The sequence below is a fragment of the Synergistaceae bacterium genome (assembly GCA_017450125.1).
In the GTDB taxonomy this organism is placed as follows: domain Bacteria; phylum Synergistota; class Synergistia; order Synergistales; family Aminobacteriaceae; genus JAFUXM01.
Window position 1 is genome coordinate 164,935 of sequence record JAFSWZ010000013.1, and the last position, 21,252, is coordinate 186,186.

Here is a 21,252-nt window from a genome sequence, read left to right on the forward strand (position 1 = left end):
ACTATTTGTACTCCAGTTCCTCGCCGCTGGGATAAGAGAGCGTGTAGTCCACTATGATCGTCTCTGTCTTCCCGGCCGGCACGGTGATTTCCCACGTGTAACGGTTCTCCGCGTCCTTCTCCTTCTCCTTCGGCTCAATGCGTTTCACGTCGAGCTTTATCTTCTCATCCGTCGGAACAGGCAGGCGGTCGCGGACTGTTATCACCTTGTCGGATCTCGTGCCGTTGGTTATCTCCAGCTTGTAGCCGCTCATGAACACCCCGCTGAACCACGAGACTCCTGTCTTGCCGATTAACGCTTCCTTCTTCACGGTGATCTGATCCGCATAGCCGAACGGTATACGTCTCTGTCCCGTGCCGAACTCCTCGAGGAAGATTTTTCCTGTGGGACTGCCGTCAACTCTGAGCTCTGCGTTGCCGGGAATCAGCTTGTCGTTGTCCTCGTCCATGCTGGCGATTATCCACGCTTTGTCCTTCTGCTCGGGAATGAGCATGATTATCGGCTTGGCTTTCAGCTTCAGCCCGCCGAGCGCAACCTCAAACTCTCTCTCTTGGCCGTCGCCGGTTATCGTGCCTTCGACGCGCACTGCCCTGTCAGATAAGCTCTCCTGAACCGCCGGGCCGGTTGATTCTGGCTCTGCGTAGTAGTCCTCCGCCACAGTATCCTCATCGAAAGCCGCCATGTTCCCCGCCATAGGTGCCGCCATACGTGCGGACTCGTACATCCTGTTAGTGCGGGTTAAGCTCATGCCTTTGGTCGCAATCACTCTCTCCTGTCTGGGCCTTATCGAGACCCTGATAGGCTGAAGATCGGGGTTGCTGATGTTCTCGTCGGGAGTTTTTGTGTGAAGGGAGAACGCACCCGTGTAGTCGAGGCCTGTCCTCTGCGATGCCCTGATGAACATCTGAACCTCAATGTCCCCCGACTCGCTGTCGAGGTTCAGCGCGTAACGGGGTCTCCAGCTCGCCGAGCCCGTCGAAGCCTCAAGCCTCACCGTGCCCTTAGCGCGTCCTGTTACGACGAGATAGCTGCTCTCTCCCGAAGGACGGCGCGAGTTCAGCTGGCTCGTCAGCATCGTCAGAATCTCCTTCTCCCGCGAAACTTCGGCCTTCACCGTCGCGAGTTCGTCTTCTGTCTTCTGCCGGAGTGCCTGCGCGCTGGTTATGTAGTCCAGCAGGTCAGTAGGGTTGTCGGCTCTGTCGGGCTCGATGGCCTTCAAGAGTTTCAGCGTCTGCTCAAGCGAGGCCTGATGTGCTGCGAGCGTGCTGACCTTCTGGGACTGCGCTTCCTGCTCGGCCTTCAGGGCTTCAAGCTGTGGCGGTGTCCACTTCGTGCGGGTGCGCTTCTCCGTCTTGATGTCCCCAAAAACGTTCTCGGGGTTCAGGAGCTTCACAGACTCCGCAGAAAACGCGCCGGGAAGATACGCCTCGAACGTCCCGTCCTCTCCTTGCGGCTCAATGAGGAACTCGAACCTCGCGCCGCTGGGGTAAAAATTGAGGGCGGCTATTGTTCCAGTGTAGGTGTCGGGCAGCTCAAGAGCACTGCAGGCACACGCAGACAACGCCAGCAGCATCAACGATAACATCAAAGCTTTCATGAAAGTATCCCCTTTCGGTATTGGTTGTGTAATGGAAAATTCGCATGTTATTATATTGCATACTCAGTAAGAATTTGGAATTTGACGGCTGAAAATTTTTGTATGGGTGTACAATTAACGGGATAAAATTCCAAGAAGGGGCGGAAAAATTTTTATGATTCGGTTGGCTTTCAGGATGAATGCCTGCTGATGTACCGCGCATCATAATCATACATAAATCATGAAGCATATCGACGGAGCGACAACTAAATATCTCACCGGGAGGACTATGTAATGGATCGCCTATTGATAGATTTTTCGCAGGTATATGGTCAGAGCGGAACACAGCAAGCCGCCAGAAGTGTATACAGCACATACGCAGCGAACCATAGGGAACGTGAGAAGGAAGCTCCGAGATTGTCGTTTGAGGATATGCTGACCCAGTCCATCAAGAAAGTGAATACCCTCCAGCTCGACGCGGAAAAAAAGGTGAGAGACCTCGCGATAGGGGACGTTGAGGACATCTCTGAAGTCGTGCTCGCCTCCTCCCGAGCGGACACAGCTCTCCGTCTCGTGATGGAGATGCGCAACAAGTTCCTCGATGCTTATCAGGCACTCTCAAGGATAACGGGCTAAACGTGGGCGATCGTGGGCGATTATGGATAGCTTGAAACGTTGGGCGGCCTCGTTTCTGACTTTTTGGGGAGGCCTTAAGTTATGGCAGAGGGCATCGATATTCTTTGCCATCTTCATAGTGATAGCTGGTCTTGCGGCGATGATCTTCATGTCTGGCGGGACAACATACGAGCCGCTTTACGCAGGCCTTGAGGTGAACGACCAGGCGGCTATTGTCGACTACCTGAAGGAGAACAACATACCTTACAGGCTTGACCCGAGCGCGAACGCGATACTTATGCCGGGCGGAGCAATCTACGAGACGCGCCTTGCCCTTGCACAGCTGGGACTGCCTAAGGGCGGGACGACGGGCTTCGAGATTTTCGACGAGTCGAACATGGGAATGAGCGAGTTTCAGCAGAGAGTAGCCTACATGAGGGCGATTGAGGGAGAACTTGCGCGTACAATCTCGCAGATGTCGCAGGTCGAGAATGCCCGTGTCAGCGTAGTTATCCCCGAGCAGAGGCTTTTCCTCGAACAGCAGAAGCCATCCACCGCGTCAGTGCTTCTCCGTCTGAGGCAGGGAGCAACAATCGGGCCGACACAGGTCAAGTCCATCATTCACCTTGTTGCGCACTCAGTTGACGGCCTCGAGCCCGATGCAGTTACGGTTGTGGACACGAACGGCCGGATACTCTCCGACATGGTCTCCGACAGCATGATAATGTACAATCCCGACGGCACCAACGCCGTAACCTCAGTACAGCGCGAGCTTGAACGCCAGCACGAACGCGAGCTCGAGAACAAGGTGCGCATAATGCTCGAGCAGGTGTTCGGGCCCGGAAGCGCGGTCGTCAGGGTGAGGATAGACCTTGATTTCGACAAGAAGACCAGCTCCTACGTCGAATACACGCCCAACCCCGAGACCGGCACAGGAGTCCCGCGCAGCAACGAGCGTCAGGAAGAGAGCTACACCGGGCAGGGCAACCCCGTCAACGGAAATCCCGGAACAACGACGAACATTCCCGGCTACGCGATAAACTCGACAACGGTAGAGAGTGAGTATAACCGCTCGAACTCGACGACGAACTACGAGATCACGACCCGCAAAGGCGATCAGGTCGTAACTCCCGGAGGAGTGCGGAGACTGTCTGCGAGCGTGCTGATTGACGACAAGTACAACGAAATCAACGAGGAACGCTTAGAGGCGATTCAGGAGGTAATAGCGTCGTCGATAGGTTTCAGCCGTGAACGCGGAGACAGTCTAGTTGTGCGGGCAATGCGTTTCTCGACGGCGTTTGCGGACGCGATGGCAGACCAGCTACGTCAGGACAGAATGTGGAAGATAATCTACGGCTCTGTCGCGGCGTTCTTCGTGCTGCTGCTGATTCTGGTGGCGTTGTACGTGTGGGTCAGAATGAAGCGGGCACGGCTTGCGGTTCAGGAGATCGAGGAGGCCGGCAAGAAGGTGCCGACGATTCAGGAGATGCTTACTTCACCTGACCTGCTGGCGTTTCAGGGTGAAATGGCTGTGCTTGAGGAACAGCTTAAGGCGTACGCGAAGAGCCATCCCGAAGAGATTGCTACGCTCGTCAATGAGTGGCTCTCAATGGACAGCTAGAATGATGATTCTTGATGCTCCCTGTGAGATAACGGGGAGTATTTTTTTCAGCAAGGAGTGATTACATGCCACCAAAGAAGGACGACAAAGCCGCAAAGGGACTTTCAGGCCGCGAGAAGATAGCAGTGCTGATGGTTTCTCTCGGAGCTGACGTAGCCCCCGAAGTCTACAAGAAACTTGATGACTCGACTATAGAGCTCATCACGCTGGAAATCGCTAACCTTCGCAAGGTTACGCCGGACGTAAAGCTCACGGTCCTGAAGGAAGCGCAAGAGATTCTGATGGCGCGTGAGTTCATGGCAAGAGGAGGAGTAGAGTATGCGCGCGATGTATTGGAGAAGGCACTTGGCCCGGAGAGGGCACAGAATTTGCTCGCAAGGATTACGGCAAGCCTGCAGGTCAAGCCGTTCGACTTCATGAGACACACGGACGCAGGGCAGATACTCGGCTTCATTCAGAACGAGCATCCGCAGACAATCGCGCTTATTCTGTCGTACCTTGAGCCACAGCAGGCGGCAATGATACTTAGCGGCCTCAACCCGATACTTCAGGCCGACGTAACGAAACGTATCGCTAACATGGACAGGATTACGCCTGAAGTTCTCAGGGAGGTAGAGAGAGTGCTTGAACGCAAGCTCAGTACTGTAATGGGACAGGACTTCACCGTTGCGGGCGGAATAGATGCGGTTGTTGCCATCGTGAACAGCACGGACAGGGCAACCGAGCGCAACATCATGGAGTACCTCGAGGAGAACGACCCGGAACTTGCCGAAGAGATAAAGAAGCGTCTGTTCGTGTTCGAGGACTCGATGCGGCTTGATGACCGTGCGCTTCAGAGGGTGCTGCGTGAAGTTGACATGAAGGATCTCAGCCTTGCCCTCAAGGGTGCGACGGAAGACCTCAAGACCAAGTACCTCCGCAACATGTCCAAGCGTGCGGCGGAAATGCTTCAGGAAGACATGGACTTCATGGGGCCTGTGCGCGTCAAGGACGTTGAAGAGGCACAGCAGAAGGTCGTGAACGTAATCCGCAGTCTCGAGGAGAAGGGCGAGATAGTGATAGCTTCGGGCGGAGGGGACGATATGATTGTCTAACGGTCTTGCACATCAGAGAGTTTTGCGAACCGTCAGGCTTCTTCCGCAGGCGGTGAAGATAGGCATTCTCGAGAGCGAGATTCGCCAGGACGGAGAGAAACCCCCCGAGCAGAAAGCCGGCCGCCCCGAGAAGCCAGCTCCGCACGAGCCTAAGCCTTCCCCGAAGGTTCAGGTAACCGTCTCCGAGAAAACTAGCAGGGAGATCGACGAACTCACCGCGAGCGTCCGGCAGCTCACCGCCAGCCTGAGCACTGCAGAGGTCAGGAACGTTGAGCTTCAGGACGAGATTGCGCGTGTTCAGGGCGAAATAGCTTCCGTGAAGAAAGACTACGAACAGCGCAGGAAGACGCTGGAGGGCGAGGCAAAAGCTGCGGCCAAGAAAATCGCTGACGAGGCACGGGAGAAAGCCATCGCCGAAGGCACGAAAAAGGGCTATGAAGAAGGCATGGCTAAAGCACGTGAGGAAGTCGAGCGCGAGTACCTCGATAAGTTCGCGGCACTTGCGGGGGTAATCGAGAATCTCGGCAAGAAGCTGGAAGAGGATTTCGCGGAGCTCGTCAGCCTCAACGAACCGAGAATGATTCGCGTGTGGACGGAGATGCTCAGGCGTATGCTGTTCCGTCAGGTCGAGCTTAACCCCGACACGATAGACACCGTGTTGTCGGAGCTTCTCTCACGGCTCAGCGACAAGAATCAGATTCTCATCTACGTATCTCCCGACGACATGAAGCACCTTGAGGGCGAACTTGACGCGAAATTCCGCGAGGCCTTGAGGGGCACGAAACGTCTCGAGCTCAAGGCAGACCCCAACATTGAGCCGGGAAGCTGTATCGTCGAGACGGGACTCGGAATTTACGACGCGAGGTGGCGTACGCAGATGGGGCAGGTTGAGGCCGTTGTTGATGAGATCTTCCAGCAGGTCAGGAAGGAAGACCATCAATGACAGCCACAGCACCGGCAAGGCAGGCAAGCGAACTGTTCCAGCTTTTCGCGGTAGACCTTCTGCAGAAGCCGCTGATAAAGATTAACGGGCGTATAGTTCAGGTTGTCGGGCTTGTTGCGGAGTCGCAAGGGCCTGACGTGAGAGTCGGGGACTTGTGCCACATACAGTTTAGGGACGGCTCGCACGAACTTGATGCTGAGGTTGTGGGCTTCCGTGATGACAGAGTGCTGTTGATGCCGCTCGGTGCTCTGCAGGAAGTCGGGCCGGGCTGTGATGTTGTTTCGACGAACAGGCCGCTTGAAGTCCCTGTAGGAGATGCGCTTCTCGGCAGGGTTCTCGACGGCTTGGGGAATCCCATCGATGACAAAGGCCCGATAGTTGCGACGGACTTCTACCCGCTCTATGCTACTCCTCCTCACCCGCTGAGGCGCAAAATGGTTGACACTCCTTTAAGCGTGGGAGTTAGAGTCATTGACGGAATGCTGACGCTCGGCAAGGGACAGCGTATCGGCATCTTCGCGGGCTCGGGCGTGGGAAAAAGCACATTGATGGGCATGATGGCACGTTACACGACTGCGGACGTGAACGTGATTTCGCTTGTGGGTGAAAGAGGCCGTGAGGTCAGGGAGTTCATCGAGCGGGATCTTGGCCCGGAAGGCCTGAAGCGTTCTGTGTTGGTGATAGCTACAAGCGACCAGCCCGCGTTAATCCGCCTTAAGTCCGCAATGACCGCCACAGCAATAGCCGAGTACTTCCGGGATCAGGGGAAAGACGTTCTGCTGATGATGGACACAGTTACGCGTGTTGCCCGTGCTCAGCGCGAAATCGGCCTCGCAATCGGCGAACCCCCCGCAACGAGAGGCTACACCCCCTCAGTGTTCGAGATGCTGCCCCGTCTGCTTGAACGCGCAGGCGCAGGAGAAGTCGGGAGCATCACGGGAATCTACACGGTGCTTGTTGACGGCGACGACATGAACGAACCTGTTGCCGACACGGTGAGGGGTATTCTCGACGGGCACATTGTGCTGTCGCGAAAAATCGCCGCACGGAACTTCTACCCGGCCGTGAGCGTCCTCGACAGCGTCAGCCGCGTAATGCCGGCTCTGGTTTCGCGCGAACACCTTGATTCCGCCGGACGTGTCAGGGACTTGCTGGCGACCTACGCAGAGTCCGAAGACCTAATCAACATCGGCGCGTACAAGACAGGCAGCAACATGCGTGTTGACTGGGCACTAGCTAACATGGAGGCGGTGAGGGGATTCCTGTCGCAGAGAGTGGAAGACCCCACGAGTTTTGACGAAACTGATAAGAGACTGCAGGAACTTGCACCATACCCCAACCAGCAGGGAGGTTAAACAATGCAGGAAAGAATAGCTACATTCAACCGAATCCTCAAGATTCGCGAGGACAGCCGCAAGAACGAACAGGCAATCCTTGCCGCAGAACGCAGCGAGGAACGTGCCGTGATGACGCACATCACACAGCTTGAGGGCGAGAAAAGACAGGCAATAATGGACTTCAGCACAGCGGGAACGCAGACAGTGAGCGCAAATGACTTGTGGTTTCAGCGGCAGTTCATCGACGCAATAGACTCGGACATTTCGCGCGGTATGTCATCCCTAGCGGAAGTCAGGACGCGCATTGCCGGAACAGAAGCCCGCCTCGTCGAACGACACAAGGACGTGCGCATAATGGAGACGTACATAGAGCACCTCAGGGAAGAGGACTTCCAGGAACAGCTGGGCATAGAACAGAACGAACTTGACGACGTAGCAACGATGCAGTATTCACGCAAAGGAGATGTTTGACGCATGGGACCGAACCTCACCAACATAACGCGGGTACTTAGCCGCATCGAGGAGATCAATCACCGCATAATGCCCGACCTGTATCACACTCAGGGTTCTGCGCCGGTAAAGAGCAGGTTCGTGGAAGTCATGGACGAGGTCAGCGGGATAGGACGGCGCGCAAGAAGTGCGGGGGCAGTCTCGGGCAAGACCAGCTACACGGAACTTCAGGAAGTTATCGACAGGTGCGCGGAAAAGTACAACATTGACAGCGAGCTCATACGCGCGATGATTCAGGTGGAGTCGGGATGGGACACGCAGGCAGTCTCGAACAAGGGAGCTCAGGGGCTCATGCAGTTAATGCCCCGAACTGCCGCGATGCTCGGAGTAACTGACCCCTTCAACGCAGAACAGAACATAGAAGGCGGCGTAAGATACATTTCTGACCTTACCGATAAATATCGCGGGGACATAGAGAAGGCATTAGCGGCCTACAACGCGGGCCCGGCAAGAGTTGACGCAGGGAACATCCCTGAAGTGTCGAAGCGTTACGTGAAGAATATCATGTCAATTTACCGCAAGCTGAGGGAGATGAGCTAGTACATGGCAGAAGAAAGACCAGCCGCTGCACCTGCCGCAGACGCACCGTCAGAACCAGTAATAGTCCGCCGCAAAAAGAAGAAGAAGGGCATGGGGAAATTAACGTTCTTCTTCTGGCTTCTGCTTCTCGCGCTCGGGACTGCTACGGGAATGCACCTCAGCGGAATATGGGACGGCCGCCCGCTGTTCTGGACGATCATCCCGAAGGTGCCCTACTTCGGCCCGCAGCTCGCAGAGTTCTTCAACGTCCCGGAGTTCTACGCGCTTAGTGTTGCTGAACGCAGGGCAGTGGAGCTTGAGCAGTGGCAGAGGAGGCTTGACGCTCAGGAGCGTTCGATGGAGAGCCGGGACATTGCGCGCATGGAGGTCTACGAGAGCAGGGAACTCGCGCTTGTGGAGTTGTCGCGTGATGTGTCGAGGAAGCAGAGGAGGCTTCAGGCTCAGGAGGCGGCGGCGGCCAGCCAGGAGTCCGACGGTCCGACCGAGACGGAGCAGGAGCTCATCAACCAGGTAGCCAGAACTTACCGCGAAATGTCAGCACGTAATGCCGCCGCAATCATCGAGCAGCTCAGGGATACGATGGCAGTTGAACTCCTCATGAGGCTTCCCAACGACGCAAGAGCATCGATAATGGGCAAGCTTAAGCCCGCGAAGGCCGCACGAATCACTGAGCTTATGTCTATGGCCCGCAACAACAACCACTAGGAGGCGTTGAACATGTCAGATATATTCGCGTCATTGCAGATAATACAGCCGCAATTAATGCAGGCAGCAGCACTTCAAGGGCAGCCTGGAGAGACAGTCTCAAAGCCCGGGCTGTTCGAGAGCATAATCAACGGTATGACGGAGGCGATGATTGCTGAAGAGCCGCAGATTCCTTCTGTGCCGGAAACTCAAGAGCCTGTGATTGCGTTCACGGGAAACAGCTTCTTTGTGCCGCCGGAAATTGAGCCCGCCGAAGAAGCTCCTGAAGACGGGAATCCTGTTGAAGTCGTGCCGGAAACCGCAGAGGTTGATGAAGACGCTGTAACTTGGCCGGAAGACGACACACCAGACGACCCCGAACCTCCATCACCGACGGCACCGACAACAACGCAGGCTGTGCACGAGTTCGCCCGGCAGGTAAAGAGCTTACTTGCGGAGAAAGCAGAGGGCGTTGACGGGGAGGAGATAGCTGACCGTGTGCTTGAAGGCGCGGATATTGACGAGGTGATCGCCGAGCTCCCCGAAGATGTGCGGGAGAACGTCGCCAGAATCGCCGAAGCAATTATTCAACGCCTGAACAATGAGGAGAGTTCTGACGGGCGGATGCCAATCCGTGCAGTTCACATCACGAGAGAGCCTGCGGAGGAAGTACAGCCTGTGCCCGCTGATGATTACGGGGACGAGGAGGCGGACGATGAGGACGAGGAGACAGCGGACTACGTGCCGGAAATTTCGCTGGAAGCTTCGGACTGGGCAGGCTTGGCGGAAATGCTGAACGCTCAGCTGAGGGACATGCGGTCGCGCCCGGCAGCACCCGTACAGGTCGGCATAACCAGCACAGATGAGGAAGTACGTCCGGCATTACAGATTCCTCTTCGCCAGAGAGAGACACAAGCCGCAAAGACTGATGCACCTGCCGCGAAAGAGGAGGCTGAAGCTCCCGAGCAGACGGAAACGACGCAGGCTTCACGTGAAGTTCCTGTTACGCGCGCGGAAGAGCAGGAGACTTCCGGCCAAGACCAGCAGGGACAGCCCCGGCATCAGGACTCCGGCGAACAGGGTAACGGCTCGAGAGAGGCTTCATCGCGCACACGCACCGACACACGCAGAACAGAAGCCCCGCGCACCCAGACGACCGAACGCACAGCCTCAGCCACAACGCACAGGACAGACTCGCGCTCTGAGTTCGCCGCGTACTTCGAGGGAGTGATGACCGCGAGACGGAACGCTTCACCGTCCGTGCCCGCACCGCTGAACCTCAGGGGAACGGCAGACTTCACGCAGGCTTCGACGCTCAGGGACGGCCTCACTAACGTTGTGAGGTTCATACGCGCTGACGGCGTGCACAAGGCCAGCGTGATCGTTGACCCTCCTGCGCTCGGCAGAATCTCCGTAGAGCTTGCTGAAGGCACATCGGGCGTTGAGGCGACAATTAAAGTAGCGAGCGAGCAAATCCGACAATTGGTGCAAGACCAATTATCAGAATTACGCATGAATTTATCCCAGCAGGGAGTCCAGGTTGCGGCGTTCACGGTGGACGTTCAGCAGGACAATTCGGGAAGCCAGCAGAACCCCCAGAGCCAAGAGCGGGGGTATTTGCCTTATTCGGGCACGGCTGACGACGAAGACGAAACCGAAGAGTTCCGCATAGACCTTGAAGACGGGCTGCTTTACTGGGTAGCATAACGAAGGAGGGGAAAACATGCCGGTAACAGACGTAACCAACTACACCAATCCCGCAGACATAGCACAGCTCCAGACCACAACCAGCACGCAGAGTGCCTCAGCCGTAACGAACGCCACTAATGACACGCTCGGCAAAGATGCATTCCTGAAGCTGTTGATCGCAGAGCTGTCGAACCAAGACCCGCTCAACCCTATGGAGGACAGAGAGTTTATCTCGCAGATGGCGACATTCTCGAGTCTCGAGCAGATGCAGAACATGAACAAGACGCTCGAGGGAATGGCAGACTCTACGAGGTTCAGCGCAGTGCAGTACATCGGGAAGGCAGTAGCTTTCACGAAGGGCGAGGGCACGGAAGCACAGCAGGTTGCTGCAATCGTGAATCACGTGTGGTTCGACCCGAACGGACAGATTGTGCTCGACACAACGGAAGGCGAAGTGAACCTTGAGGATGTTCAAGGAGTAAGCGAAATAGGGTAGAATAATTTTTGCTCTCACGGATGAGGCATTTAGGCGAGAACAGGAGAACGCCCGCCGATAATTAAGTTTAGGACGATAAAATCACAGCGAAAGGACAGATAACATGCTCAGGGCATTATTCACAGCAGTAACGGGTGTTCGCGCTCACCAGACGATGCTCGACGTAACGGGCAACAACATAAGCAACGTAAACACGACCGGCTTCAAGAAGGACAACACGATATTTGCTGACCTGATGTACCAGGCGAACAAGTACGCATCAGGAGCGGGGGACGCGCGCGGAGGCATAAACCCGGCACAGGTAGGTCTCGGAGTGAGCGTGTCGGCGATAGAGACGATTCACACGCAGGGTTCGGGGCAGTACACGGGCAACCCGTCGGACATGATGATTCAGGACAAGGGATTCTTTGTGTACCAGAGCGGCAACCAGCAGCTGTATTCGCGTTCGGGGGCACTGACGCTCGACGCAAACAGCGATATGGTCATGTCGGGTCAGGGCTACAAGCTGCAGGGCTACGAAATGGAGCTTCAGCCGGCAACAGGAGAGTACGCGCAGGCGGCGGAGCTTTCGACGGTGAATATTCCGCTGGGGCAGAAGATAGACGCTAAGGCTACAACGCGTGTGGATTACCAGTGCAACCTTGACAGCAGAAGCAGTGCGTACCTGCCTTACGGGTTTGCGGACCTTCCATTCAACACAAACGCCGCGTGGAACGGGAGCACTACGGGCAAAGCCTTAGTCTCGATGAACGGCACGGAGTACGAGATGGCATTTGTTACGGACTTCAACGCGTCTGCAAATCTTGACGGTTCAGGCATAAACTATCTCACGGTTTCGATGCAGAATGCCGGGCAGACCACAGACCTGACATTTGACATGACGAACGTAAATGGCGAGACAGGCCTTCCTACACTTTCGCTCCCCAAGATAAACATCAATGCTGAGGGCGAATATGTTTTAACCAAAGAAGTCGAGACCGGCGACGAAGGAACGTTTGTCGGCTGGCTGAGCAACTCGCTTGAATTTGTGGATGCCGTAGATGATATTCCGGCGGGAACAGTACAGAGCACGCTTGATACATACATGCCGATCTACAAATTCCCGGGCTCAACTCCTCCGAAGTATTTTGCGGTGGAGTATGACGACATTTCCGGGACTATGAAGGTACGTTCGCTGTCGTTCCTTGACGCGGACGGAAACGACGTAACCAACCGTGCAACTACAGCCGGGCTTGCGGCAGACCTCGAGAACGAGGAAGCACTCGGCGGCACGAGCATAAAGCCGAACCCTGCAGTATTCACGTACAACATCAAGGACAACATGAACTACACGAACTTCCGTCTGTCAGGAGCACCTACGCTGACCACAGAGAATGCGGCAGACGGCGAGCCGGTGAACGTAGCGTATGACTTCATCGCAGAGTTCGACGAGAGCGTAGACCGCGCTGACGGCATCAACTCCGACATGTCTACGAACGCTTCAAAAATGACGCTGTGGTATTACGGCTGGAGCAATGCTGACTGGGTAGCCTCGAACAACGGCACGGAGATTACCGCTGAAGTACAGCCCAGAATGCACAAACTTGAAGCCACAGTGTACTTCAACGCAGACGGAACGTTTGACTCCGTGAACTGGGAAGATGTCAACAACGACAACGCACCGGCGGGCTACCGTATTGTTGCAGGTTCAGTGCCTTACGGCGGAGACGGCGACGTTGGGCCGAACTTACAGATAAGCGTCGGCACGTCAAGCCAGGCTTCCTCCGCGACTGACACCCTGAACTTCCAGCAGGCCAAGAGCCTCGATATTCCCGGCGACGTTTCATCAGCAGGAGAGTGGAGCACCGTAGCTTCAACGTATCAGGGCGGCTACCATGCAACGAAGCTCACGATTTACGACGACAACGGCAAGACACACACTCTCGAAGTAACCTTCAAGAAGCTCACGGAGAACCGCTGGAGGTGGGAAGCGTTTCTTGTCGAGAAGGACGAGTCGGGGCAGGATAAGCTCGTGAACATCATACCTGAACCGCATTCAGGAGAAATTGAGTTTGACGGTTCGGGAAGGATAAGCAACGCAGTAACCAGCGACAACCAGAGGCGCGGAACTGACGACACGCACCCGAACGCAGAGGTAGAAATCTCTCTGCCCTTCAGCCTCAACGGCCAGCCCAACAGTGTTATCACGCTGAACTTCGGCGGCGGAGTCGGCAAGGGCGGAGAAGCACTCGACGGCGTAACTCAGTTCGCCTCCGAGACCACCACGAAGCCCATCTATCAGGACGGCTACACGATGGGAGTCCTCAAGAACTATTCCGTAGCAGTCGACGGCGTAATCACAGGAAGCTACGACAACGGCATAAACATTCCGCTGTACCGTGTGGCACTCGCAACCTTCGCCAACGAGCAGGGCCTCGAGAAAGTCGGAAACACGATGTTTCAGGCCACAGTGAACTCCGGCAACGCCAACATCGACGGAGCAACAACGAACGGCAAGGGCTCTATAATGTCGCAGTACGTTGAGATGTCCAACGTCGACCTGACGGAGGAATTTACGCACCTCATCATTGCCCAGAGAGGCTTCCAGGCCAACACAAGAGTCGTAACGGTGAGCGACCAGATACTTGAAGAAGTCGTGAACCTGAAGAGATAAACGGAAAGATAAAGCATTCCCCCCGCTCGTCAATGGGCAGGGGGATTTTTGTGCGTTTTTGCGCCTAGTCCAAGCTCCACTCAAACGGCAGGTCGCCCGGATCACTCTCTGCCGGTTTAGCGGGCTCTGTCTTGGCCGGAGGGTCTTCGTCGTCGTAATCCGCGTCGAATGCCCTGTTGCGACGCTCAATCTCCGACTTCATGGGCTTCACTTCTACGTAGGTTGAGGCGTTGTTGATGACGAACCACAGGCCGTCAAAATCCTTCACCCACACGAACCGCAGGCTGTCCGCTCCCGAGCTCCTCAGAGGAACGCGAAGGTACGTGCTCTCCCTCTGCGGCTGTCCCTCGAACATCAGCTCGAAGTCGTCAGGGTTCATCGCGTAGTTGTTCTCTGGGGACGAACCCTCAGCAAAGCTCCTGAAGATATGCTGGTATGCCGGGCTCTTCAGCCTCTCCGCAAACGTAGAGTAGTACTGCGAACGGTCTATAGGTGTCTCTGAACGCAGAACGTACCGCAGCATCTTTCCGCCCTCCGTGCGTGTGTCCTCATTGATGTACGCAAACACCGCCTCAAAGTACAGCTTCACCGCTCCCTTGTACGTCTTGGCCTCTGTCTGGTAGCGCGCTTTGAACTCCTTGTAGGTCTTCGGCAAAGCAGCATCAGCAGCAGCACACAGCATCACCACAAGCAGGGCCGCAAGAATTGTACGCTTCATTGTTCACTGCCTCCTTATCTCACGTAATACATCTTGTCCATGATTGCACTTCCGGCGAAGTCGTAGGAAGTCATCGGGCCTTCGGACGTTACCTTGAACACGTGCCCGTAATATCCTTTCGAGCGTCCCGAGCACTGGTCGATTCCGCGCATTCCCTTGAGGGACTTGATGTGGTCAGGCTGTGCCCCCCAGTCGCGAATGTTCATGTTGATTCCCGCGAAGCCGTAAAACTCTTTGTCGCACAGAATACACTTCCAGCCCAGCAGCTTCTGGCTCAGTGCCCCTCCGCCCTTGACCACAAGAATCCTGTTCATGTTCTGCGCGATGAAGTCGATGTTCACGTTGCGCGTGCCCGTCTTCTTGTAGGCGTGGATCGTTGAGCCGTTCACGCACCTCTTCTCGACGCGCTTGTTCCTGTCGGAGAGCAGAAAGATTCTGCTGGCCTGCTCCTCCATCTTCACATAGTCGACAGGGTCTCCCTTGAAGGCAAGAAATGTCTCGTTGCACAGGACGCACTGGTAGTTGTCGAGGTCAATCTTCACCTCTGCACAGGCACTCCCCGCAAGAACTAGCACGAACACCATAGCTATAAGTTTCTTCATGACAATACCTCCTTGATGAATGTTATTGTGCTTATGTTATCATTTCCACATCCTCAGACAAAGAAGGAGGCTTCAGATTTTGAGGAAGGTTATCGCGGTTGTGTGGGTGATTTTGCTGTGCGGCACTGCTTGGGGAATGGACTTTCCGACAATCGGCCAGTGCAACGGACGGAACATCAGGCTCAGGGAGTTTCCCGGCCCTAAGGGCAAGACTGCTGGCTACGTGAACACCGGCACAGAGCTGGTTATTCTTGGCGACGTAACAGTGAACGACCAGAGGTGGTTCAAGGTAGATCATCCGCTGAGGAAGGGCAACGTGTGGATTCCTGCGCAGTACGTCATCTTCACGGGGGAAAGAGCGGAGGAGATATTCGTCAGGGTGAGGCTAATGCTCGGTATCAACCAGAACAAAACCCGCGCAATTTTAGGCCGTCCCGACAACTTCGACATTGACAGGCTCGAGTATCCCGGCCTAAGATTGTGGTACGACTCCTTCAGCCTTCAGCGTGCAGAAGTTTCGCGGCGTGGATTTGCTTTCGGCGGCGTGAACGTCGGGGACAAGCCCGGAGCACTCGCGGCACTCGGAATGCCTGAGGGCTGGGATAAAGATAACGACACGTGGACGCTTGAGGGTGCTGGCGGCGAGGCGATGAGCTTCGTATTCAGCGAGAAAGGCATTGAGAGTATGAGCTGGGAAAGACCAGTGAAGACTAAAGGAGGCAGAAAGCTATGAAGAAGTTTGCGGTGTTGTTGATGCTGGTGCTGTTCTGCGGGACGGCATGGGCGGCGAGTTACCCGGAGCTTGGCGCGTGCACAGGTACGAACGTCCGGCTTCGGGAGGATCCCGGCACTGACGGCAGAATCGTCGGCAAGATCGAGAGCAGGCGGCACGTGTTCGTCATTCTGGACGAGGCGTGGGTTGACGGGGAGAAGTGGTACGAGATAGAGCACCCCACACAAGAAGGCACGGCGTTCATCTCGGGGCGTTACGTGAACTATGGCTGGTATCACGGCAAGCCGACGGGAAAAGAGTTCGTGAAGGTGCGGCAGATGTTCGGAGTTTACCCCGAGAAGGCAGAAACACTCTTCGGCAAGGCCAAGAGAGACGAGTTCGGCAACCTGAATTACAACGGGCTGATACTGCGCTACGATGACGAGGACATGATTCAACAGGTGCAGATTGAGAAGCGGGGCTATTCACTGGCAGGCATAAGAGTAGGAGACCCGCTCGACAAGCTCTCCGGCCTCGAGATGTCAGACGATGCACGCAGTGTCCTTGAGGATGTCCTTCACGACTTCAATGATGTAATTACTTCGGAGCATGACGATGATGAACCAGTTGACGGCCCTGAAGGCTGGACGTACACGAACCCTGACACGGGAGAGAGCATATTCTTCGAGTTCACCGCCAACAGCAAAGGAGAACCGGTCGTCGGTAGGATTATCTGGACAGCACCTGAAGGTGAAGGCTAAATCACGCAATCACGGGGGGCAAATACAGCCCCTTTTTTGTTATACTATCGGCAATCCCAAATTTTTTGACGCAAGGAGAGTATTGATTCTTCATGAACGTTTTTGAAGCAAGGCTCGCAAGACATTATGACGAACTCAAGTGGCTCTACTACGAACTCTACGGAAGCGACAAGCAGGCATTCGACTACTTCTGCTCGATGCTCCGCAAGTGCTGGCTTGAACGCAACGACCTCCTCCGCGAACTCGACGAAGCCCGCGAAATAGTCCCGACATGGTACGCCGGAAATGACATTATCGGAATGATGATGTACTCCGAGTGCTTCGCCAAAGACCTCAAGGGCATAAAGGCACACCTCGATTACGTGCAGGAGTGCGGAGTCAGCTACCTTCACCTTATGCCTCTTCTGGACACGCCGAAGGGCAGGAGCGACGGCGGCTACGCAGTGTCTGACTTCAGGAAGGTGCGTCCTGACCTGGGCACGATGGCGGACTTGGCCGACCTTTCCGCTGAATGCCATTCACGGGGAATAAGCGTGTGCCTGGACTTTGTGATGAACCACACCAGCGAGGATCACGAGTGGGCAAAACATGCGCGCAGGGGCGAGAAGGAGTATCAGGACAGGTATTTCTTCTTCGACAACTGGGAGATTCCCAACCAGTTCGAGCAGAATCTTCCTGAAGTTTTCCCGACGACAGCACCGGGCAACTTCACCTACAACGAGGAATCGGGCAAAGTAGTAATGACTACGTTCTACCCGTACCAGTGGGATTTGAATTACCGCAACCCCGTTGTGTTCAACGACATGACAGAGAACATGCTTTACCTGTGCAATCAGGGAATAGACATCATCCGTCTCGACGCAGTGCCCTACATCTGGAAGACGCTCGGCACGAACTGCCGCAACCTCCCGCAGGTTCACACGCTGGTGAGGATTATGCGCATGGCCTGCGAGATAGTCTGCCCGGGCACGCTGCTTCTCGGAGAAGTCGTTATGGAGCCGTCAAAGGTTGTGCCGTACTTCGGGACAGTCGAGAAGCCGGAATGCCACATGCTGTACAACGTTACGACGATGGCGAGTACATGGCACACGGTAGCTACGCAGGATACGCGCCTGATGAAGCACCAGCTCGAGAGCGTGTTCTCACTGCCGAAGGAATACGTGTTCCTGAACTACCTGCGCTGCCACGATGACATCGGCTGGGGACTGGATTACGGGTTCTTGAGGACGTTCGGGATTGACGAGGTTGCTCACAAGAAGTTCCTGAACGATTACTTCAAGGGCGACTTCCGGGATTCGCCGTCAAGGGGCGAGACCTACAACGACGCTCCAGAGCTCGGCGATGCGAGAATGTGCGGAACTACTGCTTCTCTCTGCGGGCTCGAGTCCGGCAACAAGGAGATGGCTATACGTCTGGACGTTATGCTTCACGCATTCCTGCTCACACAGAGCGGAATACCCGTGCTGTACAGCGGAGACGAGATAGGCCAGCTCAACGACTACACGTACCACGACGACCCCGACAAGGCAGCGGACAGCCGCTACGTACACAGGGGAGCGTTCCGCTGGGAGAATGCGGCCAAGAGAGAGGACATGAGCACGCCCGAAGGACGAATCTTCAGCGCAGTGCATAAGCTCGTGAGCCTCAGGGACACACAGGCGGTTTTCTCGAACAGTGCGGATACTTGGCTGATTGAGACGGACAATGACCACGTGCTCGGAATAGGCAGGTACTACGGCGAGAAGACGCAGAAAGAGAAGATGCTGGCGTTCTTCAACTTCAGCGACGAGCCCCAGACGATAACGACGAGCGAGAATCTCGGCGGTATCTTCAACTACAGGGACATGATCACGGGGTACATGTTCAAGCCGAACCTTCTCGGTGAGATCAGGCTTGAGGGCTTCGGGTTCATGTGGCTGCTTGCAGACCTCTAGACGTAACCAAGACACAACAAATCCCCCGCCGGTGTTCTGACGGGGGATAATTCTTTGTCTCGTTGTTTACTGAGCCTCGAAGGAATCCTTGCCTACTGCGCACAGGGGGCACACCCAGTCTTCTGGGACATCCTCCCACGCTGTTCCCGGAGCTACTCCGTTGTCAGGGTCTCCGGCCTCAGGATCGTACACGTAACCGCATACGGTGCATACATACTTTGTCATTGTACTAACCTCCCTCTATGTTTGGGTTATTATAGCATAAATGCTTACTTCACGAACGTCTGATAGTACCCCGTGCACAGAATTACGAGGATTATAACAGGTACTATATACGTGAAGTAGAAGCGCAGGCTCTTCGGGAACTTCGCGCCCTTGCCTTCGTCAGCCTCAGCAATGAACTTGTCCCATCCCCAGCCGTAGCGTGTTACGCAGAACGTCAGGTAGATAAGTGCTCCGATGGGAAGAAGGTTGTTGCTCACGATGAAGTCTTCGAGGTCGAGCACTCCTGAGCCCGGCCCGAGAGGCTGGAAGCCCGACCAGACGTTGAAGCCGAGCGCGCAGGGTATCGACAGCAGAATTATCGTTACGAACATCACGGAGACTGCGCGATGTCTGTCCCAGCTGAAACGATCCATGTAGCAGGCTACAATGTTCTCAAAGACTGCAATAACCGTAGAGAGTGCCGCAAAGCTCATGAACAGGAAGAAGATTGCTCCCCAGATTCTGCCGCCGGGCATCTGGTTGAACATGTTGGGAAGGGTTACGAAGATTAGGCCGGGACCTGCGCCGGGGTTGATGCCGTACGCGAAGCACGCCGGGAAGATGATTAATCCTGCCATGAGTGCGACGAAGGTATCAAGTGCAGTGATAATCAGGCTCTCACCGAACAACGTCCTGTCCCGTGAAATGTAGCTCCCGAAAATCGCCATTGAACCGATACCGATTGAGAGCGTGAAGAACGCCTGGCCAAGTGCGGCGTATAACGTTGTTCCCAGCCCTTCAGATACCAGCTTGCTGAAGTCCGGCTTAAGGTAGAACTCCAAGCCCTTTTCTGCGCCTTCAAGGGTTACTGACCTGACGGCAAGAGCCAGCATCAGCACCAGAAGTCCGCACATCATGGTCTTGGTGATGCTCTCAACGCCGCTCTGAAGTCCGGCCCAGCACACGAGCGCGCCGAAAATGATAACTACAGCCATCCAGAAAGTCAGCTCGTAGGGATTCGCCAGCATTCCGCCGAAGAAGCCCCCGACTGCCTCAGCGTTCAGCCCCTCGAGCTTTCCGCTGAATGAATAGTACGTGTAGGAGAGCATCCAGCCAGTAACGACGGTGTAGAACATCATCAGGACGTAATTTCCTGCCCAGCCGATGTAGCCCCACAAGCTCCAGACTTTGTGCTCTGGGCACAGGACGGCGAACGAGCGCGACATACTCTGCTTAGAGGCGCGTCCTACAGCGAACTCCATGACCATTATCGGCATGGCAAGGAACAGCAGGAAGATGATGTAGATGAGGACGAAGGCGGCACCTCCGTACTGCCCTGTGATGAAGGGGAAACGCCAAACATTGCCCAGACCTATTGCGCACCCTGCGGAAAGGAAGATGAATCCCAAGCGGGATGCGAAGGTCTCACGCGATTTCTCTGACATTAATAATCAGACCTCCCGAAAAATTAAGGATTGCAAGATTATAGCAGTTAGAGAACGGACGCAAAGAGTTTGCAGCGTTTCTGCACGATGTTGTAGCGCGGGTTTGCCTGAAGTATGAGGCGGGCCATGACTTCGGGGTCGTCCGGGAGGTGGTAGGTGCACAGCGCGAGCTTCGGGGCGAAACGTGCGAGGGTCTCCTGTGCTCCGGCGAGCATGTGGCGTTCAAAGCCTTCTATGTCGGCTTTGATGAAGTCTACGCGCGGAAGGTTATTCTCGCGTACGAAGTCATCAAGCGTTATTGTATCAATTCCTGATGGAGCCTCCGTAAAGTCTCCCGAAGAGGCATCGATTCGGTTAGCTCCTGAGTTGCCGACTGTGTTGACGAAGAAGTGCGCGTGGGTCTTCTCGTCAGACAAGCCTTTCTTTACGGGAATGATGTTGCCATTGAGTTCCGCTGTTCTCTTCAGATTTTCGAACGTGGTATCAGTAGGCTCGAAAGCGTAAACAGTTGCCCCCTTCACAGAGGCATAGGCTGCGAAGTCTCCTATCCAGCTTCCAGCGTCAATAACTATGTCTCCGGGTTGAACGGTAGCACTGACCTTGTCGTTCATAAGTCCGTACGGCCCCTCATTCAAGCACGCATTACAGAAGTTGAAGGTCTCCTCGCTGTAATCATCATTACACCACACGTAACTTCCGAAAGAACCCTCGAAGATGAACTCCCAGAAGAGTATTGCGTCTTCACCAGTCAAGGCAGGAAGTTTAGCATCACGGATCTGATACACATCGCCCTGTGTGAAAATTGCTGACATCCTTCGAGCGTGTGCCTTGCCGTAAAATCTTGTTGTCTTCCCTAAGAACTTTCCGGCTATACTATCCATATACCGCAGGAAAAATTCTCTGCACGTGTCAATGTCGAAGTATACACGCTTACATCTTTGCTTGAAGTTCCTAATTATTCCCAAAGCCATTACCTCCCGAAAAAGTGTGCACAAAAATAGCCCCGCCATCCTTCACGGACAGCAGAGCTGTTAATGTCTATACGATTGTTGTTGGAATTACTACGATAAGCTACATGAAGACAAGAAAGCGCAAGCAAGCAAGCAAGCAAGCAAGCA

20 protein-coding genes are annotated in these 21,252 nt (G+C 55.1%); 14 read left to right on the top strand and 6 right to left on the bottom strand.

Annotation, left to right across the window (positions count from 1 at the left end; all coding sequences use genetic code 11):
• Nucleotide 1: 1 nt before the first annotated feature.
• Nucleotides 2–1,597, bottom strand: a complete 1,596-nt coding sequence (locus IJT02_02680) for a DUF4139 domain-containing protein (GenBank protein MBQ7543826.1) — start codon at nucleotides 1,595–1,597, stop codon at nucleotides 2–4.
• 273 nt (nucleotides 1,598–1,870) lie between these two features.
• Here IJT02_02680 and fliE point away from each other — a divergent pair, with 273 nt between their 5' ends.
• The 11 genes from fliE to IJT02_02735 all read left to right on the top strand — a co-directional run bounded on the left by fliE (nucleotide 1,871) and on the right by IJT02_02735 (nucleotide 13,758).
• Nucleotides 1,871–2,212 (top strand): flagellar hook-basal body complex protein FliE, encoded by a 342-nt coding sequence (gene fliE, locus IJT02_02685; protein MBQ7543827.1) that lies wholly within the window; start codon nucleotides 1,871–1,873, stop codon nucleotides 2,210–2,212.
• A gap of 22 nt (nucleotides 2,213–2,234) precedes the next feature.
• A complete protein-coding gene (gene fliF, locus IJT02_02690) occupies nucleotides 2,235–3,812 on the top strand; it encodes a flagellar M-ring protein FliF (protein MBQ7543828.1) in 1,578 nt (525 codons plus the stop codon).
• 65 nt (nucleotides 3,813–3,877) lie between these two features.
• Nucleotides 3,878–4,906, top strand: a complete 1,029-nt coding sequence (gene fliG, locus IJT02_02695) for a flagellar motor switch protein FliG (protein ID MBQ7543829.1) — start codon at nucleotides 3,878–3,880, stop codon at nucleotides 4,904–4,906.
• Nucleotides 4,899–5,849, top strand: a complete 951-nt coding sequence (locus IJT02_02700; GenBank protein ID MBQ7543830.1) for a hypothetical protein — start codon at nucleotides 4,899–4,901, stop codon at nucleotides 5,847–5,849. Before fliG ends, IJT02_02700 begins: the two co-directional genes overlap by 8 nt.
• A complete protein-coding gene (gene fliI, locus IJT02_02705; protein MBQ7543831.1) occupies nucleotides 5,846–7,204 on the top strand; it encodes a flagellar protein export ATPase FliI in 1,359 nt (452 codons plus the stop codon). The genes IJT02_02700 and fliI overlap by 4 nt, the downstream gene beginning before the upstream one ends.
• Nucleotides 7,205–7,207: 3 nt before the next feature.
• Nucleotides 7,208–7,657, top strand: a complete 450-nt coding sequence (gene fliJ / locus IJT02_02710) for a flagellar export protein FliJ (protein MBQ7543832.1) — start codon at nucleotides 7,208–7,210, stop codon at nucleotides 7,655–7,657.
• A 3-nt stretch (nucleotides 7,658–7,660) separates the two neighbouring features.
• Complete coding sequence (locus IJT02_02715) at nucleotides 7,661–8,236, top strand: lytic transglycosylase domain-containing protein (GenBank protein MBQ7543833.1); 576 nt, start codon at nucleotides 7,661–7,663, stop codon at nucleotides 8,234–8,236.
• 3 nt (nucleotides 8,237–8,239) lie between these two features.
• Nucleotides 8,240–8,941: a hypothetical protein gene (locus IJT02_02720; GenBank protein ID MBQ7543834.1), complete on the top strand. Its 702-nt coding sequence runs from the start codon at nucleotides 8,240–8,242 to the stop codon at nucleotides 8,939–8,941.
• A gap of 12 nt (nucleotides 8,942–8,953) precedes the next feature.
• Entirely contained in the window at nucleotides 8,954–10,627 is a 1,674-nt protein-coding gene (locus IJT02_02725; protein MBQ7543835.1) for a flagellar hook-length control protein FliK, read from the top strand.
• 16 nt (nucleotides 10,628–10,643) lie between these two features.
• Nucleotides 10,644–11,105, top strand: coding sequence for a flagellar hook assembly protein FlgD (flgD, locus tag IJT02_02730; GenBank protein ID MBQ7543836.1), 462 nt, complete (start codon nucleotides 10,644–10,646; stop codon nucleotides 11,103–11,105).
• A 103-nt stretch (nucleotides 11,106–11,208) separates the two neighbouring features.
• Entirely contained in the window at nucleotides 11,209–13,758 is a 2,550-nt protein-coding gene (locus tag IJT02_02735; protein ID MBQ7543837.1) for a flagellar hook-basal body complex protein, read from the top strand.
• 64 nt (nucleotides 13,759–13,822) lie between these two features.
• Here IJT02_02735 and IJT02_02740 read toward each other — a convergent pair whose 3' ends face one another.
• Both IJT02_02740 and IJT02_02745 read right to left on the bottom strand, forming a co-directional pair.
• Entirely contained in the window at nucleotides 13,823–14,476 is a 654-nt protein-coding gene (locus IJT02_02740; protein ID MBQ7543838.1) for a hypothetical protein, read from the bottom strand.
• Nucleotides 14,477–14,490: 14 nt separating this feature from the next.
• Nucleotides 14,491–15,078 carry a hypothetical protein gene (locus tag IJT02_02745; protein ID MBQ7543839.1) on the bottom strand — a complete coding sequence of 196 codons (588 nt, stop codon included), beginning with the start codon at nucleotides 15,076–15,078 and terminating at the stop codon, nucleotides 14,491–14,493.
• A 79-nt stretch (nucleotides 15,079–15,157) separates the two neighbouring features.
• On the opposite strand from IJT02_02745, the gene IJT02_02750 reads away from it, so the two are divergent.
• From IJT02_02750 to IJT02_02760, 3 genes are all read left to right on the top strand, one after another.
• Nucleotides 15,158–15,811 (top strand): hypothetical protein, encoded by a 654-nt coding sequence (locus tag IJT02_02750; GenBank protein MBQ7543840.1) that lies wholly within the window; start codon nucleotides 15,158–15,160, stop codon nucleotides 15,809–15,811.
• A complete protein-coding gene (locus IJT02_02755; protein MBQ7543841.1) occupies nucleotides 15,808–16,551 on the top strand; it encodes an SH3 domain-containing protein in 744 nt (247 codons plus the stop codon). Before IJT02_02750 ends, IJT02_02755 begins: the two co-directional genes overlap by 4 nt.
• A 92-nt stretch (nucleotides 16,552–16,643) precedes the next feature.
• Nucleotides 16,644–18,485: a hypothetical protein gene (locus tag IJT02_02760; protein MBQ7543842.1), complete on the top strand. Its 1,842-nt coding sequence runs from the start codon at nucleotides 16,644–16,646 to the stop codon at nucleotides 18,483–18,485.
• Nucleotides 18,486–18,551: 66 nt separating this feature from the next.
• Here IJT02_02760 and IJT02_02765 read toward each other — a convergent pair whose 3' ends face one another.
• From IJT02_02765 to IJT02_02775, 3 genes are read right to left on the bottom strand one after another with little or no spacing between them, the layout of a single operon-like run.
• The gene (locus tag IJT02_02765) at nucleotides 18,552–18,710 is read right to left on the bottom strand and encodes a rubredoxin (GenBank protein MBQ7543843.1); all 159 of its coding nucleotides are present in this window, start codon (nucleotides 18,708–18,710) and stop codon (nucleotides 18,552–18,554) included.
• A 44-nt stretch (nucleotides 18,711–18,754) separates the two neighbouring features.
• A complete protein-coding gene (locus IJT02_02770; protein MBQ7543844.1) occupies nucleotides 18,755–20,134 on the bottom strand; it encodes a sodium-dependent transporter in 1,380 nt (459 codons plus the stop codon).
• 47 nt (nucleotides 20,135–20,181) lie between these two features.
• Nucleotides 20,182–21,015, bottom strand: coding sequence for an FkbM family methyltransferase (locus IJT02_02775; protein MBQ7543845.1), 834 nt, complete (start codon nucleotides 21,013–21,015; stop codon nucleotides 20,182–20,184).
• Nucleotides 21,016–21,252: the final 237 nt, after the last annotated feature.

What these genes read in the sequence shown, in the direction of transcription:
- fliE (MBQ7543827.1), top strand. Translation starts at nt 1,871, where the DNA reads ATGGATCGCCTATTGATAGATTTTTCGCAGGTATATGGTCAGAGCGGA.
- fliI (MBQ7543831.1), top strand. Translation starts at nt 5,846, where the DNA reads ATGACAGCCACAGCACCGGCAAGGCAGGCAAGCGAACTGTTCCAGCTT.
- IJT02_02715 (MBQ7543833.1), top strand. Translation starts at nt 7,661, where the DNA reads ATGGGACCGAACCTCACCAACATAACGCGGGTACTTAGCCGCATCGAG.
- IJT02_02745 (MBQ7543839.1), bottom strand. Translation starts at nt 15,078, where the DNA reads ATGAAGAAACTTATAGCTATGGTGTTCGTGCTAGTTCTTGCGGGGAGT.
- IJT02_02755 (MBQ7543841.1), top strand. Translation starts at nt 15,808, where the DNA reads ATGAAGAAGTTTGCGGTGTTGTTGATGCTGGTGCTGTTCTGCGGGACG.
- fliJ (MBQ7543832.1), top strand. Translation starts at nt 7,208, where the DNA reads ATGCAGGAAAGAATAGCTACATTCAACCGAATCCTCAAGATTCGCGAG.
- IJT02_02740 (MBQ7543838.1), bottom strand. Translation starts at nt 14,476, where the DNA reads ATGAAGCGTACAATTCTTGCGGCCCTGCTTGTGGTGATGCTGTGTGCT.
- IJT02_02770 (MBQ7543844.1), bottom strand. Translation starts at nt 20,134, where the DNA reads ATGTCAGAGAAATCGCGTGAGACCTTCGCATCCCGCTTGGGATTCATC.
- fliG (MBQ7543829.1), top strand. Translation starts at nt 3,878, where the DNA reads ATGCCACCAAAGAAGGACGACAAAGCCGCAAAGGGACTTTCAGGCCGC.
- IJT02_02735 (MBQ7543837.1), top strand. Translation starts at nt 11,209, where the DNA reads ATGCTCAGGGCATTATTCACAGCAGTAACGGGTGTTCGCGCTCACCAG.
- IJT02_02720 (MBQ7543834.1), top strand. Translation starts at nt 8,240, where the DNA reads ATGGCAGAAGAAAGACCAGCCGCTGCACCTGCCGCAGACGCACCGTCA.
- flgD (MBQ7543836.1), top strand. Translation starts at nt 10,644, where the DNA reads ATGCCGGTAACAGACGTAACCAACTACACCAATCCCGCAGACATAGCA.
- IJT02_02680 (MBQ7543826.1), bottom strand. Translation starts at nt 1,597, where the DNA reads ATGAAAGCTTTGATGTTATCGTTGATGCTGCTGGCGTTGTCTGCGTGT.
- fliF (MBQ7543828.1), top strand. Translation starts at nt 2,235, where the DNA reads ATGGATAGCTTGAAACGTTGGGCGGCCTCGTTTCTGACTTTTTGGGGA.
- IJT02_02765 (MBQ7543843.1), bottom strand. Translation starts at nt 18,710, where the DNA reads ATGACAAAGTATGTATGCACCGTATGCGGTTACGTGTACGATCCTGAG.
- IJT02_02775 (MBQ7543845.1), bottom strand. Translation starts at nt 21,015, where the DNA reads ATGGATAGTATAGCCGGAAAGTTCTTAGGGAAGACAACAAGATTTTAC.
- IJT02_02725 (MBQ7543835.1), top strand. Translation starts at nt 8,954, where the DNA reads ATGTCAGATATATTCGCGTCATTGCAGATAATACAGCCGCAATTAATG.
- IJT02_02760 (MBQ7543842.1), top strand. Translation starts at nt 16,644, where the DNA reads ATGAACGTTTTTGAAGCAAGGCTCGCAAGACATTATGACGAACTCAAG.